This window comes from Sphingopyxis sp. DBS4 (assembly GCF_024628865.1).
Taxonomy (GTDB): Bacteria; Pseudomonadota; Alphaproteobacteria; order Sphingomonadales; family Sphingomonadaceae; genus Sphingopyxis.
In genome coordinates this window covers 3,958,006-3,974,396 of record NZ_CP102384.1, presented here as the reverse complement: position 1 = coordinate 3,974,396, position 16,391 = coordinate 3,958,006, and the positions used below count along the sequence as shown (strand labels likewise).

The window sequence follows — 16,391 nt, the reverse complement described above, 5'->3', positions numbered from 1 at the left end:
CTCTGGGCTTCTAGTCCATCGCGTCGTCGCCGCGTAGTTCGGAGGCCAGCCATAGCCGTGCGGTTTTCCAGCGCCGCTTGATGGTCGATTCCGACGCGCCGGTGACCTGTGCGATCTCGGCAGGCGTGAGTCCGACGAAGAAACGCATCTCGACGAGATGGGCAAGATCGGGCGAAACCTCTTCGAGCTTCGTCAGCGCCGCGTCGAGCAGTTCGGCATCGATCCCGCCGGCGTTGTCGTTATCGATCAGGAAAACGGCCGGAGCCTGACGCTTGGCGCGCTTGCGGCTGCGGACAGCATCGATCATCGCCTGGCGCAGAACTCGCGCGCCGGTTGCAAAGAAATGCTGGCGGTCATTCCAGCTCATCTCGTCCAGTCGCACGATACGCAGCGCGGCTTCGTTGACCAGATCGGTTGGTTGCAGGGTCAGCGACGGCGCGTCGCGCCGCAGCAGCCGGGCGGCAGCGACACGTAGTTCGTCATAGACGTCGCTCAAAAGGCGGTCGCGGTCATTGCTCTGCATATTTGGTTTCCAACCGACCTACCCGGATACGAAGCTTTGCGAAGGAAATGCGATGATGCAAGGCGAATGACGGATCAGCGTCTGAAATCGGACATTGGACCGGGCGAGGGGACCGGCGAAAGCGGGCGCTGAACGTCTCTCAAGGGAGTGGCGATGCCGCTCGGCGCGATGCGCTACGCCGTTAATCGTCCAACGATCAGCTCCGGGTCGGCATAGGCCAGGAGGCGCCCGTGTTCCGGCAAGGTTTCAAATTCGGCTTGTGGCAGAATCTCTTTCCAATAGGATCGGACAGAGGCGGGATCGGACAATGTGTCATGGGCGCCGATCAACACCGACCAGCCGGCGCCGCTCACCGGATAATCGACGGTTTTGCCCCGCGCGAAATACATCTGCTCGCGTACATAGCCTTCGAGCCTGCCCGTCGCGAGCATCCGGACAGCGCGATAATAATCGTCGATCACCTGCTCGTCTTTGAGCGCGGCCTCGTCGGGCGGGCTCCCCCGCATGGCCTTTTGCAGCGCCTTGCCGAGATAATCGCGCGTCATCGCGCGCGCTATCAAACGCGCCGCGGGGAGGATCAATCCGGGCCTCTGCCGATAGGCTTCCTTGAACGAGCCGAGCACTCCCCAGCGGCGTTCGTCGCGGGCGGAGATCGGATCGGGATTGACGAGGACGACCTTGCCGCACCGTTCGGGGTAAAGGCCGGCGAACGCGACTGCTGCCTGCGCGCCGCCGCGACCGATGATATCCGCTCGCGCGATCCGCAACCTGTCAAACACCGTCGCCATATCCTGAGCCGCTGCCGCGAAGGGGTCGGCATCGCTGCCTCCCGCAGGGGCGGGTGATGGATCGGTCAACCCGAAGCCCGGCCGGTCGATCGCAAGAACGCGAAAGCCTTCGTCGACGAGCTTCGCCACCAAATGCCGCGGCGGGTGGCGTGTCGTCATGCTGCTGTGAAGGATCACCAGCGGGTGTCCTTTCGGGGGGCCATATTCCGAGATGGCGATACGCCGGCCATCTTCGGAATGAAGGATGCGAAGCGGCTCGGCGTTGCTGTCGAGCCAGCTCATGCGCCCGTGGCTGGCGCTTACGAGAGCCTGGGCCACGGTGGCGATACTGATCGAGCGGGCCATTTCCGCCGCGCTCGACACGCCAAGGGTCTGAAAGACGATGTCGGTCTGCTTCTTGACCGAGGCTTCGGAGAGGCTGAGGGCCCGTGCTGTCTCGGCCCGGGTCATTCCCTGTGCCAGCAGCATGGCGATTTGCGCCTGTCTGGGTTTCAGGCCCCAACGGTCGACAAGAATTGCCGGCGCCGTATCGCCCGCCGGAAAGACGCCGAAGGCGAGGAGCGACAATCGATACAGCAATCCGGGGATTCGCCGTGCGCCGCTCTTTGCGAGCGCTGACGAGATGGCCGCGCGCGCCGTCGTATAGCTGATCCCGATCGCCGTGGCGGCCCTTCGGATATTCCCCTCGCGCAAGCTTGCCTCGATGATGCGCGTCTCGAGGCCGCTCATTCCGAATGAGCGGCAGGCTCTTCGCAAGGGCCGCTCGGGGATGGCCGGCGCGGCGATGACCAAGGCTCTCTCGGCGGGGTTCTCGTTCAGGGCCTGGGCGATGGCTCCGGGCAGTTCCCAATAGGACGCTTCATGCGCCGCGACATAGACGATGACGGACGAGTCGCCGCTGTCGACTTCTCCTTCGACGAGCTTCATGCCACCTTGCCGTTGGACCACTCGCACCGCGTCCCAGTCGATCTCATATGCGACGTCGGACGCTTCGACTCCCGGGGGATCCAGAAGTCTGCATGAGCCGGTGTCGGCGATCGCCAGGGTCAGCGCATCGCCGTCGAAGAGCGAGGTGGTGCGGAAGTCGTTCGACGCATCGAGCGCATGGAAATAGGCTTCGAGGGCATCGGGTTCGGCGCGCGCCTTCGCGAGCAGGCGTTCGGGATCGCTCAGCCAATCGAGGGCATAGTCGGCCGTTGCCGGAACCTCCTGGTCTGTCGACTCACGCTGCGTCATCTTCCTGGCGTTAGCCTTCCGGCGAACACCCTACAAATGGGGATATGCGGCGCGCCGGGAGACCGTCGTTTTGCCCGGAATTTGAAGGATTGCAGGGGGTATGGCGAAGGTCCGGACAATAGGTGCGGGCGCACTTGTTTTGCTGACGGGCGCAGTCGCAGCGGGTGGGAGGTGGCGAATGCGGGGAGGGGACGGCAATATTCCATTGGTGCAATGCGCTTCCGCCCGGACCCGTCATGATCGTGTGCCCGTCGCGCCTCTTTCGCGCGCGCTTGGCGCGCGACGAGGTGTCCGATGCCGGGGAAACCCGCGATGCGTTTCGACGCAACCTGGATCGCAGCGGCGTCCCCGCTTTCGCGGGAACACCTTTGTTATAGCTCGCCCGGAATAATCATCTGAGGTCATCGGGGTGCGATTATCTCCGCCGGACAAGGTCGTTTACGCAAGCAGTCGATTGCCACCGGCACTTGCGAGCCCGCTGCGCTCCCGGCTTGCTCGCCGAGGCCATCGTCCGGCAGGGGTAACAGGCCGGCGACGGATGATATGCTGTCGATGCCCGTCAGCGGATTCACGATCGCCGCGAAGGCATCGCGCGCTTGGGTGCTGGCGATTGTCATCGACGACACGGGTCCGACATCCAGGACCGTCAGGACGCCCGGCACGAATTGGAACGAGTAATTCGTCGATACGGTTAGCGTTCCCTGCTTGATCACATAAGGACCAGGGATGCTGGATCGGTCGGCATCGGTCGCCAGCGCTCCGGTCAGCGTATCGCCATTGACCAGTCCTCGCCCGCCGATACTGTATGTCAGCGCTGGGTTGGCATCGCCAAAGAGGCGGCTCAGTGCATCCGCCGTCACCGTCAGCGCGCGCGAGGTGATGGTGAGCGCCGCCACATTGGCCGCGTCCTGAAGGAAGGTGACGTCGTAATTGCCGCTGTTGCCGGAAAGTCCGCTGCCGGTCACCGCATAGGTGCCGATATCGGAAGTCGCATCGCCGGTGCTGCTCCATATCGCCGTGCCCTTGGTCACCGAGTCCAGCGTATCGCCATTCTTCAGCCCTTCGCTGCTCACCGTGCCGGTCAGCGACGGCGTATCGCCATAGATGCTCGATACCGGATTCGCCCGATAGGTCACGGTCAAATCGGCGGGAGTGATCGTAAGGTCCGCCCCGGCATAGGTGAGCGCATAATTGGACGTTGCCGCAAGACTGCCTTGCGTGATCGCATAGGCATCCACATTGCTGGCGCGCGTCGCATCGGTCGCCAGCGCGCCCGTTAGCGTATCGCCATTGACCAGCCCCAACCCGCCGATGCTGTAGGTCAATGCCGGGTTCACTTCGCCATAGATGCGGCTCAGCGCATCGGCGGTCACCGTCAGCACGCGCGGGGTAATGGTGAGCGCGGTCGCGTTGGCCGCACCCTGCGCGAAGGTGAAGCGGTAATTGTCGCTGCCGCCGGAAAGCCCGTTGCCGGTCACCGCATAGGTGCCGATGTCGGAGGTCGCATCGCCGGTGCTGCTCCATATCGCCGTGCCGCTGGTCACCGAGTCCAGCGCATCGCCGTTCTTCAACCCTAGGGCGCTCACCGTGCCGGTCAGCAACGGCGTGTTGCCATAGATGCTCGTCGCAGGCGTCGCTCCATAAGTCACGATCAGATCGGCGGGTGTGACGGTCAGGTCCGCACCCCGATAGTCGAGCAGATAATTGCCGGAAGCCGCCAGACTGCCCTGCTCGATCGCATAGGTACCCACGTTGCTGCCGACCGCCGCATCGGTCGTCAGTGCGCCGGTCAGCGTGTCGCCGTTGACCAATCCCGACCCGCCGATGCTGTAGGTCAGCGCCGAGTTCGCATCGCCATAGATGCGGCTGAGCGCATCGGCGGTCACCGTCAACGCGCGCGGGGTGATAGTGAGCGCGGCCGCATTGATCGCGTCCTGCGCGAAGGTGACGTCGTAATTGCTGCTGTTGCCGGAAAGCCCGCTGCCGGTCACCGCATAGGTGCCGATATCGGAAGTCGCATCGCCGGTGCTGCTCCATACCGCCGTGCCCTTGGTCACCGAGTCCAGCGTATCGCCATTCTTCAGCCCTTCGCTGCTCACCGTGCCGGTCAGCAGCGGCGTATCGCCATAGATGCTCGACACCGGCGCCGCAGCATAGGTCACGATCAGGTCGGCAGGCGTGACGGTCAGCTTTGCGCCCACATAGTGGACGTCATAATTGTCCGAGGCCTTCAGACTGCCCTGCGCGATCACATAGTCCCCGGCGTTGCTGGTGAGCGTCGCCTCGGTAGCCAGCGCGCCGGTCAGCGTATCACCGTTGACCAGCCCCAGGCCGCCGACGCTGTATGTCAGCGCGGGATTGGCGTCGCCATAGATGCGGCTCAGCGCATTCGCCGTCACCGTCAACGCACGCGGGTCGATAGTGAGCGCGGTCGCATTGATCGCGTCCTGCGCGAAGGTGACGTTGTAATTGCCGCTGTTGCCGGAAAGTCCGCTGCCGGTCACCGCATAGCTGCCGATATAGGAGGTCGCATCGCCGGTGCTGCTCCATATCGCCGTGCCGCTGGTCACCGAGTCCAGAGCATCGCCGTTCTTCAACCCTAGGGCGCTCACCGTGCCGGTCAGCAACGGGGTCTCGCCATAGATGCTCGTCGCAGGCGTGGCTCTATAGGTCACGATCAGGTCGGCGGGCGTGACGGTCAGCGTCGCCGGCTGATAGACGAAGCGATAGGCGGGATCGCTGGCCCGCGCGCCGCTCGCGGTCAGCGGATAGTCGTCGGCATCGCCGGCCGCCGAGGCGCCGGCGATGGTCGCGGGCGCGGTCAGAAAATCGCCCTCGCGCAGCCCGTAATATTGCGCGATCGGGGTTTGCGCGGGCGTGCCATAGACGATGCTGGCGCCGTTGGGCGCGACCGCGACGACGCGGCTCAGCGCGTAAAGCTCGGGATAATAGGCCGTCGCCGAACCGCCATTCTGCCCGACCTGATTGGGCGGCGACCAGACCGAGGTGAAATTCCAGTCGGCATAGGTGTCGGCGAAATTCGACAGATCCTGCATCTCGGCGGTGGTGAGGCCCTTCGCGCCCGAGAGGTCGCCGCCGGCCCGGCCGTGCTCTTGCCCTGTGGCTGTCATGTCCCAATAGCTGTTAGTGACGCTGCCGAGGACCTGAGTCCCCACAAACCCGCCGACAGACGAGTTACCGCTGACGCTGCCGGCGGCATAGCTCTGGGTGATGCTACCGCCTTGCTGCATCCCTACCAGCCCGCCGATGCGTATGTCGCCACTGACGCTGCCGGTGGCATAGCTCTGGGCGATGTCGCCACCGCCGTACGCTCCCACCAGTCCGCCGACAGAGAAGCTACCCTTGACGTTACCGGCTGCGTAGCTTTGAACAATGCCGAAGCCCGTGTACTGCCCCGCGAGCCCGCCAACATAGTAATCGCCGCTAACGTCGCCGATGACATAGCTGTGGACAATTTTGCCCTGCTCAAGCCCCACCAGTCCGCCGACATTATCGCTACCGCGCACGCTGGCGCCCACCAAGCCGATCCGACTGATCGCGCCGCCGCCATGACGGCCGAACAAACCGACGTCGTTGGCTGTGGGCCGATCGATGGCCAACCTGGTGATGACATGCCCCTGACCATCAAAATTTCCGGCGAACCCGTTGCTGCCGTTGAGCGCAGTGTTGTTCCCATCGGTCCCGAGCGGCACGAAGCCCGCCTCCGACCACATACCCGGATATTTGCTGTTCACCGCGGCGAGGTCGGCGGTCAGGTCGATGTCGTTCGCCAGCACATAGTTGCCGTTCAGGTCGCCGGCATTGATCAGTTGCAACTGGTGGGCGTTGCGGATCACCGCCGGCCCGCCGCCGACGGGTGCGGTGGGCACTTCCCAGGCGAGGAACGGCCGCGTGCCGGCCCCCACCCACACCCAGCCGTCCGCTCCCGCAGTCGTCACCGGCCCCGTCGCGAAGGTGAAATTGGCATAGGCGCCCTTGGCAAAGGCGTAATTGGCGGCGCCGCTCTGCGCCGGATCGCTGGTCACCACCGACACATTGGTCACGGTGCCGTGTTGAGTTCCGAACCCAGCCGATTGCCCGGTCGTGTAGCTGTCCCAATAGCTGCTGGCGATGCTGCCGGCGACCTGATGCCCCACCAGCCCGCCGACGCCACTGTTGCCGCTGACCATGCCGGTTGCATAGCTCTGGGCGATGCTGCCGCCGTCGTCCTGATACCCCACCAGCCCACCGACATTGCTATCGCCACTGACGCTGCCGGTCGCATGGCTCTGGGCGATGCCGCTGTCACCGCGCTGATACCCCACCAGCCCACCGACATAGGTAACGCCGTTGACGCTGCCGGTCGTATAGTTTTGGGCGACGCTGCCGCCAACCTGCGCGCCCACCAGCCCACCGACGGCGATGTAGCCGCTGACGCTGCCGTCGACCAGGCCGACGCGGTTGATCGAGCCGCCGCTCTGATAGCCGAACAGGCCAACATAATAGGCCCGGGGCCGGTTGACCAAGAGCCCGGCGATCACATGCCCCTGACCGTCGAAATTGCCTGTGAACCCGTTGCCGCCATTGAGCAGGTTGCCATTCCCGTCAGCCCCCAGCGGCACGAAGCCCGCCTCCGACCACATACCCGGATATTTGCCGCCCACCGCGGCGAGGTCGGCGGTCAGGTCGATGTCGTTCGCCAGCACATAGTTGCCGTTCAGGTCGCCGGCATTGATCAGTTGCAACTGGTGGGCGTTGCGGATCACCGCCGGTCCTCCGCCGGCGGGCGCGGTCGGCACTTCCCAGGCGAGGAACGGCCGCGTGCCGGAACCCGCCCACACCCAGCCATCCGCGCCCGCGCTCGTCACCGGCCCCGCCGCGAAGGTGAAATTGGCATAGGCGTCCTTGTTGAAGGCGTAGTTGGGGGCACCGCTTTGCGCCGGATCGCTGGTCACCGCCGACACATTGGTCACGGTGCCGCCTTGAGTGCCGAACCCAGCCGATTGCCCGGTGGTATAGCTATCCCAATAGCTGTCGCTGATGGCCCCGTCATACGTCCACCCCACCAGTCCGCCGACATTGTTGGCGCCCGTGATAGCGCCGCTGGCGTAGCTCTGGTCGATGTCGCCCGCCACCTGATAGCCCACCAGTCCGCCGACGTTGGCGGAGCCGCTGACGGCGCCGGTGGCATAGCTCTGGCTGATGTTGCCGCCGGCCAGATATCCTATCAGCCCGCCGACGCTGTTGTAGCCGCTGGCCGTGCCGGTGGCGTAGCTCTGGGTGAGGCTGCCACCGTCCTTCCACCCCACCAGCCCGCCAATATAGCCGTCACCGGTTACGCTGCCGGTGGCATAGCTCTGGCTGATGCTTCCGTCGTCGGTCTGCTTGCCGACCAGCCCGCCGATATTGCTTCCGCCAGCGACGCTGCCGGTGACGTAGCTCTGGCTGACGCTGCCGCTGTCTTGATACCCCAACAATCCGCCGACATTGCTTTTGCCGGTGATGCTGCCGCCGACAAGGCCGATCCGAGCGATCGCGCCGCCGCCCTGCCAGCCGAACAGGCCGACAAAATAGGCCGAGGGCCGATTGATAGTAAGCCCGCTGATCACATGCCCCTGGCCATCGAACTGGCCGGTAAACCCGGTGTTGCCGTTGAGCCGGTTGCTCTCCCCATCGGTCCCCAGCGGCACGAACCCCGCGCCGCCGTTCCAATATGCGGTGCCCGCGGCGTCGATGTCGGCGCCCAGCGCGAAGCTGCCGGTCAGAAAGCCGTTGATCCCCTGCACGCCATAGATGTCGGTGAGCAGATAGGGGTCGGCGGCGGCGCCCGTGCCGCCGGTGGCGCGCAGGAAGGTCGCGCCGCCGGTCGCGACGCTGAAATCGCCGGCGGCGAAGGCGGGGAGCGCCGCGCCGACCTGCGACCAGTCGCCGGCGGCGAGGCGGAAGCGCGCGACCGACAGCGTGGCGCTGTCGGTGATCGCGCCCCCGGCGTCGAGCGTCAGCCCGCCCGCCGCGGCGTCGATCTCGCCGTTCAGCGCGATGTCGCCCGCGGCTTGCAGCGTCAGCGTCGCGCTCGACGTCCAGTCCAGCGGCGCGGCGAGCGTGATGTCGCCCGCCTGCCCGCCCGCCGATCCCGCCGCGCCGGTCGAGACGGTGACGTTGGCGAGCGCGAGCGCGTTCGTCAGCGTCGTGACGTTGATGACGCTGTCGGCGCCGGTTGGGGTGAAGCCATCGGGATTGCTGTCGGCCCCGCTGGAGATGGTGATGTTATAGGGATCGAGCAGCAGCGTGCCGAACGCCGCGCCGGTCAGGTCGGCGGCGCCGCGATAGTCGAGCAAGCCCGCCGACGACACCTCCGCCTCGCCGCCGCTTCCCTCGCGCGCGCCCCTGGCTGAGATCGCGCCCGCGAAGCGCGTCGCCTCGTCCGACCAGATGGTGACGTCGCCGCCGTCGCCGCTGCCGATCGCGTCGGCGCGGATGCGGGTCGCTGCGTCGATCTCGACCGTGCGCGCATGGGCCAGCGCGCCCCGGCCCTGCCGGTCGCCGCCGATGCGGACGCTGCCGCCGCCGCCCGCGCCCGATACGTCGATCGCCGCGCCGGTCAGGCGGATGTCGCCGCCGGTCAGCGTCACCGCGCCGTCGGTGCCGCCGACCCCGCGCGCCTCGATCACGCCGGTCAGGTTGACGATGTGCCGCGCGGCGTCGACCGCGCTCGCCGCCGACAGGATCACGCTGCCGCCGTCGGCGCTGATCCGCCCGGACATCGCGATCCCGCCCGCGTCCGCCGCCGGCAGCGCGACCTGCAAGAAACCGTCGCCCGCGAGGTCGAGCGTCGCGCGCGTCCCCGCGCCGAGCATCACCCGGCCCAGCGGCGCATGGATCAGCCCGCTGTTGTCGACCTCGCCGCCGATCAGCGCGGCATAGCCGCCGCGCACGATCGCGATCGTCCCGGCATTGGCGACGCGCCCGCCGCGCCCGGTGACGACGATGTCGCCTCGCATGAAATCATCGTCGCCGATATCGAGCGTCGAGGCGACGAACCCCGCCGCGCGGACGGTGCCGGTCGATGTGATCTGGATGCCGTTGGGGTTGATCAGAAACACCTGCCCATTGGCGTTCAGCGACCCGGCGATGGTCGAGGTCGTCTCGCCCGTCACGCGGTTGAGCAGAACCGAGCGCGCATCGGGTTGGCGGATGTCGACGCGATTGCCGTCGCCGATCGAAAAGCTCTGCCAGTTGATGATCGCGCGGTCACTCGACTGGGTGACCGTCATCGCGCCATCCGCCGGGGTGCCGATCGTCGCGCTGCCGCGGGCGACGCTGCCGCCGGTGGGCAGCGCCTGCGCCTGCGCCGCAACCGGGATCAGCGCGCTCGAGGCGAGCAGGAGAAGGGTGAGGGGACGGACGGCAGGGCGGATCATGGCGATGCTCCTCGCAATCGGATCAGAAATGCGTGACGATGGTGAAGTTGAAGCGGTCGCTGCCTCCCGCCCCCTCGATATGCGCGCGGCCCCATTCGAGGCCGATTGAATCGCCCGGCGACCCGTCCTGCGCGGCGCCCGCGAGGCGCAATCCGGCGCCGAAATCGCTCGCCCCGGTCTCGCGCCGTTCGAGCACGGTCGGCCGTTCGTAGCGCACGCCTCCCGCCGCTCCGAACAGATAGGGGGCGATGCTGAACCGCGCGTCGGCCAGGGCAAAGGGACGGGCGATCTCGGCGCGCACGACATAGCCGGCATCGCCCTGCAAGCGGCTCGACGGCAGCGACGACAGGCCGTCGGCCGCCGCGATGCCGATCTGTTCGGCGTTGATCAGCGGCTTACCGAACGCGGTCTGCGCGCGCGCGGCGAGCATGATCTGCACGCCGGTGCCGACCGGCTGAACCAGCGTCGCCTCGACCGTCAGCTTCCGAAAGCTGGCTTCGGCGCCCTGGCGCGACAGCGGGAGCAGCGCGGTCGCATCGGCGCGCGACCGCGCGCCCAGCCCGTCGATCCCGAACGAAACCTCCCCTCGCGCCGCCAGCCTGCCACTGCCCGGGGTTGCCGCGATCAGCGAGCCGTCCACCCGCAGGATGCGCAGGTCGTCGAGGGACAGCGGCAGGGGCAGCGGATCGATCACCGACACGCGCTCGCGCTGCGCCTCGAAAGATAGTCCGCCGCTTACGGTGAGCGCGCGCGTCCGCACAAACGGCCAGGCGATCCGCGCGCTGATCCGATTGAACCGGCTGCCCCTGCCCAGCAGGAAACTGCGATGACGCGGCGCGGTGCGCGCGTCGACGGCCTCCAGATTGAGCGTCAGCCCGTCGTTTCCGATCGGCAGAATCACGCCGCCTGCGAGCGCGCGGTTGCGCGGGGTCGGGTCGAGGATGCTGGTCTCGCGCCCCCCGTTGGGAAAGCCGCTCGCGCGCAGATAGATGGCCTCACCGAGGCCGAGCGCGCCATTGACGTCGAGCCCCAGCCCGATCGCGTAACGCCCGAGCGACGACGGCAATGTGTTGTCGACGGTCGTGAAGCCGGTGACGACGCGGTGGCGGGCCTCGATCACCAGCACGGTCCCGCCGCGCTGTTCGCCCGCGGCCAAGGCCGAATGCAGCGTGACCCCCGGCGTGTCGCCAGCCAGCAGCAAGCGCCGCTCGATCATCGGCAGCGTCACGTCCGTCCGCCCGACAAGCGGAGTGAGCAGTGCCGCCACGCGCTTTCGCACCAGCAGCGGCACCTGGTCGGTGTCGAGGCGCTCGATGAACCCCCGGATGACCACGAGCCGCAACGTCGCGCCATCGCGCAGGTCCTGCGCCGGCACCAGCACGCGGGTCAACATGTGGCCGGCGCGCGCCGCGCGCGCCTCCATCGCGCGCGCGGCGGCGAATATCTCCGCGACCTTGATCCGATGACCGACGAGCGCCGCGCGCAACGCTGCCGCTGCCTGCGGATCGTCCGCGCCTTCGACGGTAACGTCGCCCAGCGTCACCTCCAGCGCCTCAGCGCCCGGCGGCACGGCCACCCCCGGTCCCTCGGGCAGGGTAATTGGTTCGGCGGGCTGCACCGTCGGCGGCGCATAGGTCGGCGGCGTCACCTGACTTGCCGTCTGCGCAGCGGCCCCCTGCGGCATCGCGGCGGCCAGCGCGGTGAGCGCAAGCGGCCCCGCCCATCTCCGGGCTGCCGTCTCGCGGTCGCATCCGTCCAGCCGGTCCATGGTGTCGCCCCTCTTCTTCCGCGCTCCCGCCGGCGCCGGCCTATCATCGGGCCGAAGGGGACCGTTAGGCCGACAGTCTCACCGATTGGGCCAGGCGTCTCACGATCGATTGACCCATGGGGCGAACCACATTAGCGTTCCGGGCCAAGAGGGGATCGGGAGTGGGGCAGGACCATCGCTCGCACTGGCAGGACGCGCGTTTCACCGGCGTCTCCACCGACGCTGCGCCGATGACGGAGCGGTTCGATTTCTGGCACGCACTCTTCCCCGAAATCGACATGCGGCGCACCACCGACGATCGCGGCTATCGCGCCGCGGCGCTCGCCTGCACCGGCGACGACGGCATCGCCTTCACCGACCTGGTCTGTGCCCCCACCGCGTCGCGTTTCCAGGACGGGCGGCTCGACCATATGCAGCTTTGCGTCATCGCAGAGGGTCAGTTCGGCGTCACCCATGGGCAGGACGAGCGTCTGTGGCTCGGCCCGGGCACCGGGCTGCAACTGCTCGATTGCCATCGTGCGGCGCAGACCCATTCCGAAACAAGCTATCGCGCCTATCATATCACGCTGCCGCGTGCCGCCGTCTATCGCGCGATGGGCGGCGATCCGATCGCGGGGATCGGGGCGCTGCGCACCTTGCCCGACACGCCGCTTGCCTTGCTGCTCAAGGACCAGCTCGGTGCGCTTGCCCGCCACGGCCCCGACATGAGCGCCGCCGAAGCGGCGGCGGCGATGAAATTGCTCAGCGGCCTTGCCTTGACCTACCTCGAAGGGTTCAACCCGGCCACCAAGGATGACGGGCGGCGCATCGGCGATGCACATTTCGCCAGCGCCTGCCGGCTGATCGAGGCGCGGCGCGAGGAGGCGGGCCTGACCGCCGATGCCGTCGCGCGGGCGGTCGGCTGCTCACGCGCCAGCCTGTATCGCCTGTTCGAACAACGCGGCCTTTCGGTCGCGGATCACATCCGCGCGGTGCGGCTCAATCACGGCCGCGCCCTGCTGCGCGACCCGCGGCTCGGCATCGGGGACATCGCGCTACGCTGCGGCTATGACGATCTTTCCGCCTTCGGCAAGGCGTTCCGCCGCCGCTTCGGCATGACCCCGCGTGACTGGCGAATGGCCGCGCAATGATATTTCGGTGCTCGCCGCCATTTATGCCGCCCTTCACGGCTCGCTCGTGGGCCTTCTCGACTTCGCGAATGACAACCCAAGGCCCGATGCGAACCGAGTTATAATATCGGTGTCCCGCGTTCGCGGGAATGGCAAGAAGATGGGGAATCCGCTTTCAACCCCGAACCGTGTCGGGGTCTGTCGGTTCCTAGGCCGCCTTGCCGTGGAGCGTGTCCATGCTCACCGCGCTGCCGGCGTCGATCTCGGCCGCCTTGGCTTCGACCAGCCTGACGATATGCGCGATCATGTCGGCGTCCTCGACATGATGGTCGGTGACGCCCGAGAGATAGACCATATGCTTGCCGTTGCCGCCGCCGGTGATGCCGATATCGGTCTCGCGCGCCTCGCCGGGGCCGTTGACGACGCAGCCGAGGACCGAGAGCGACATCGGGGTCTTGATGTGCTGGAGCGCATCCTCGAGCGCCTGGACGGTGCGGATGACGTCGAAGCCCTGGCGCGCGCAGCTCGGGCACGAAACGACGCGGACGCCGCGGGTGCGGAGGCCGAGGGTCTTGAGGATCTCGTAGCCGACGCGGACTTCCTCTTCGGGTTCGGCCGAGAGCGAGACGCGGATCGTGTCGCCGATCCCGGCCCAGAGCAGGTTGCCGATGCCGAGCGCCGACTTGACGGTGCCGCCGATCAGCCCGCCCGCCTCGGTAATGCCGAGGTGCAGCGGGCAGTCGACCGCGTCGGCAAGCTGCATATAGGAGGCGACGGCAAGGAAGACGTCGCTCGCCTTCACCGCGACCTTATAGTCGTGGAAGTCGTGATCCTGGAGCAGCTTGATATGATCGAGCGCGCTTTCGACGAGCGCTTCGGGGCAGGGCTCGCCATATTTTTCGAGCAAATCCTTTTCGAGGCTGCCCGCGTTGACGCCGATGCGGATCGCGCAGCCGTTCGCCTTGGCGGCGCGCACCACCTCGCCGACGCGTTCCGACGAGCCGATGTTGCCGGGGTTGATGCGCAGGCACGCGGCCCCAGCGTCGGCGGCTTCGAGCGCGCGCTTGTAGTGGAAATGGATGTCGGCGATGATCGGGATACGCGCGGCGCGGACGATTGCCCCAAGCGCCGCGGTGCTGTCGGTATCGGGGCAGGAAACGCGGATCAGGTCGGCGCCCGCATCCTCGCAGCGGCGGATCTGGTCGATCGTCGCCACCGGATCGGCGGTCGGCGTGTTCGTCATCGTCTGCACCGTGATCGGCGCGCCGCCGCCGACGGGGACGGTGCCGACCATGATCTGGCGGCTGGTCCGCCGCGCGATGTCGCGCCAGGGGCGCAGGCCAGGATTGTGATCGCTCATCGATTCAGGCTCGATACCAAGGAAGAAACCGGGCGCTCTTTAGCCCTCCGGCGCCGACTTGGCAAAGCCAAGCGTGAAGCCGATGGCTGTTGCGCGAAAGACACAGGCCGTCCTTCAATCGCGACTTACACGCAATTTTCATTTGTGCGTTGCAACAACATCGGCAATTTTCCGCCCGTTCGTGGTATCGGGCCCGGTCAGAGGTATGGACATGCAGGGCAGGCGGGACGATCCGGTAGCCATCAACGAGGGGGATCAACCCATGAAGTTTCTCGGCAAAGCCTGTTTCGGCATGCTGCTCGCGGCATCGGCGATGTCGACTCCGGCCTTTGGGCAGGATGACGAAAACAAGGGCGGTCCGTTCACCCTGTCGGGCGGCGTCGATATCGTGTCCGACTATCGCTATCGCGGCATTTCGCTCTCGAACGAGAAGGTCGAGATCCAGCCCAGCCTGACGCTGACCCACGACAGCGGCTTCTATGTCGGCACATGGGGATCGGGGCTTCCGAACAGCCCGCTCTACGGCAAGTTCGAGCTCGATCTGATCGCGGGTTTTTCGACCGAGGTCGCGCCGGGGACGACGATCGACCTCAACACCACCTATTATGCCTATCCGGGGCATCATAACGGTGCGGGGCCCGCCGACTATGTCGAGTTCATCGGTTCGCTGTCGCACGATATCGGCCCGCTTTCGGCGACCGGGCTCGTCGCTTATGCCCCCAGCCAGAAATCGCTGGGAAGCGAGGACAACCTCTATCTGAACCTCGGCCTTGGCTTCGGGATTCCGAACACGCCGGTCACGCTGAATGCCGGGCTCGGCTATACCGACGGGTCGCTGGGCACCGCGGCGGCCGACGGCAATTATCTCGACTGGTCGATCGGCGCCTCCTACAGCGCCGGGCCCGCGACGCTGTCGGTTGCCTATATCGATACCGACATCAAAAAGACGGGCGTCAAGGCCGACGACACGCTTTACGATCCGACCGTGGTCTTCACGCTGGGCGTGGCTTTCTAAGCCCCCGGCAGGTCAGCGACCACGCGCTTGGGAGGGGGCGGCTTTCGGGGGAAGGCCGTCCCCTTTTTTATGGGCGGCGTTCGGACGAAAGCCATCCTCCCGCCTTCGCGGGAACGCGCAGATTTTTTCACCTAAATCCAGGCCGTTCGTCGTATCAAAATTTCAACCGCCGGGGCGTTCGCGCAACCTCCTGTTGCATAAAAGTCGCACGATGATGCCGATTTCGCGCAGGCGGCGCATTTTTCGTTTGTGCGACGCAGCAAATTCGACGACATATCGGGCACGCGAGATGTGACCGGCCCGAAAAAGAGGCTGGCGGTCGCGCGGCAGGCAGGGACGATCCGACAACCTTCAAGGGATCAGTCCATGAAAAATCTCTCCCGCGCATGCCTCGGCATGCTCTTCGCCGTTTCCCTGGCTCCCGCTGCGGCCCACGCTCAGGAAGAAGCGGCCTCCGAACCGATCACGATCACCGGCAGCGTGACCCTGGTCTCGGATTATCGTTTCCGCGGTTTCAGCCAGAGCAGCGAGGACCCCGCGATCCAGGGCGGAATCACCGTTACCCATGAGAGCGGGCTTTACGCCGGCACCTGGGCATCGAGCGTCAGTTTTGCGGGCAATACCGAAGTCGACCTCTTTGCCGGCTATAGCAAGGATGTCGGCGGCGTGACGGTCGACGGCGGCCTGCTCTACTATCTTTACCCCCAGCATGGCGGTTCGGGTGCCGATTTCTTCGAACCCTATCTGAACCTGTCGACCGATGTCGGCCCGGTGAACGCCAAAGTCGGCGTCAACTATGCATGGAAGCAGTCGGCGCTTGGCAACACCCAGGATCCGAGCCGTCCGATCGGGGCGAAATCGTCGGCCTTTTATCTGCACGGCGAACTGGCCGCCCAAATTCCCGATACGCCGTTCGCGCTGAACGCCCATGCCGGACAGGCGTGGAGCGATGCGTTCCCCGGCGGCTTCGACGGCAAGGTTTTCGACTGGTCGGTCGGCGCGACCGCCTCCTACAAGATGCTCACCTTCGGCATCAGCTATGTGAACACCGACGAACCGAAAGCGCTTGGCTACAAGAGCGCGATCGGCGCCGACGGAGCGGTGGTCTTTTCGCTCGGCGCGTCTTTCTGACGCCGGGCCGGGGCGGCATCCGGGGGGAAGCCGCCCCCTT

At 66.4% G+C, this 16,391-nt stretch carries 8 protein-coding genes; 3 read left to right on the top strand and 5 right to left on the bottom strand.

The features are described 5' to 3' along the window. Window positions 1-10: 10 nt before the first annotated feature. From NP825_RS19145 to NP825_RS19130, 4 genes are all read right to left on the bottom strand, one after another. Entirely contained in the window at window positions 11-523 is a 513-nt protein-coding gene (locus NP825_RS19145) for an ECF-type sigma factor (protein ID WP_257546616.1), read from the bottom strand. A 173-nt stretch (window positions 524-696) separates the two neighbouring features. Continuing rightward, complete coding sequence (locus NP825_RS19140) at window positions 697-2,547, bottom strand: alpha/beta fold hydrolase (RefSeq protein ID WP_257546614.1); 1,851 nt, start codon at window positions 2,545-2,547, stop codon at window positions 697-699. 401 nt (window positions 2,548-2,948) lie between these two features. Then, the gene (locus NP825_RS19135) at window positions 2,949-9,968 is read right to left on the bottom strand and encodes an MBG domain-containing protein (protein ID WP_257546612.1); all 7,020 of its coding nucleotides are present in this window, start codon (window positions 9,966-9,968) and stop codon (window positions 2,949-2,951) included. 22 nt (window positions 9,969-9,990) lie between these two features. Next, window positions 9,991-11,736 carry a ShlB/FhaC/HecB family hemolysin secretion/activation protein gene (locus NP825_RS19130; protein WP_257546610.1) on the bottom strand — a complete coding sequence of 582 codons (1,746 nt, stop codon included), beginning with the start codon at window positions 11,734-11,736 and terminating at the stop codon, window positions 9,991-9,993. A gap of 161 nt (window positions 11,737-11,897) precedes the next feature. Between NP825_RS19130 and NP825_RS19125 the strand changes: the two genes are divergently transcribed. After that, window positions 11,898-12,866 (top strand): AraC family transcriptional regulator, encoded by a 969-nt coding sequence (locus tag NP825_RS19125; RefSeq protein WP_257546608.1) that lies wholly within the window; start codon window positions 11,898-11,900, stop codon window positions 12,864-12,866. Window positions 12,867-13,053: 187 nt separating this feature from the next. Here NP825_RS19125 and ispG read toward each other — a convergent pair whose 3' ends face one another. Beyond that, window positions 13,054-14,205 carry a flavodoxin-dependent (E)-4-hydroxy-3-methylbut-2-enyl-diphosphate synthase gene (gene ispG, locus NP825_RS19120; protein WP_257546606.1) on the bottom strand — a complete coding sequence of 384 codons (1,152 nt, stop codon included), beginning with the start codon at window positions 14,203-14,205 and terminating at the stop codon, window positions 13,054-13,056. Window positions 14,206-14,467: 262 nt separating this feature from the next. Between ispG and NP825_RS19115 the strand changes: the two genes are divergently transcribed. Together NP825_RS19115 and NP825_RS19110 are read left to right on the top strand one after the other, a co-directional pair. Further along, the gene (locus NP825_RS19115) at window positions 14,468-15,220 is read left to right on the top strand and encodes a TorF family putative porin (RefSeq protein WP_257546604.1); all 753 of its coding nucleotides are present in this window, start codon (window positions 14,468-14,470) and stop codon (window positions 15,218-15,220) included. Window positions 15,221-15,586: 366 nt separating this feature from the next. Further along, window positions 15,587-16,351, top strand: a complete 765-nt coding sequence (locus NP825_RS19110; protein ID WP_257546602.1) for a TorF family putative porin — start codon at window positions 15,587-15,589, stop codon at window positions 16,349-16,351. Window positions 16,352-16,391: the final 40 nt, after the last annotated feature.

Coding starts and splice junctions, on each gene's coding strand:
- NP825_RS19145 (WP_257546616.1), bottom strand. CDS start 523: ATGCAGAGCAATGACCGCGACCGCCTTTTGAGCGACGTCTATGACGAA.
- NP825_RS19140 (WP_257546614.1), bottom strand. CDS start 2,547: ATGACGCAGCGTGAGTCGACAGACCAGGAGGTTCCGGCAACGGCCGAC.
- NP825_RS19135 (WP_257546612.1), bottom strand. CDS start 9,968: ATGATCCGCCCTGCCGTCCGTCCCCTCACCCTTCTCCTGCTCGCCTCG.
- NP825_RS19130 (WP_257546610.1), bottom strand. CDS start 11,736: ATGGACCGGCTGGACGGATGCGACCGCGAGACGGCAGCCCGGAGATGG.
- ispG (WP_257546606.1), bottom strand. CDS start 14,205: ATGAGCGATCACAATCCTGGCCTGCGCCCCTGGCGCGACATCGCGCGG.
- NP825_RS19115 (WP_257546604.1), top strand. CDS start 14,468: ATGAAGTTTCTCGGCAAAGCCTGTTTCGGCATGCTGCTCGCGGCATCG.
- NP825_RS19110 (WP_257546602.1), top strand. CDS start 15,587: ATGAAAAATCTCTCCCGCGCATGCCTCGGCATGCTCTTCGCCGTTTCC.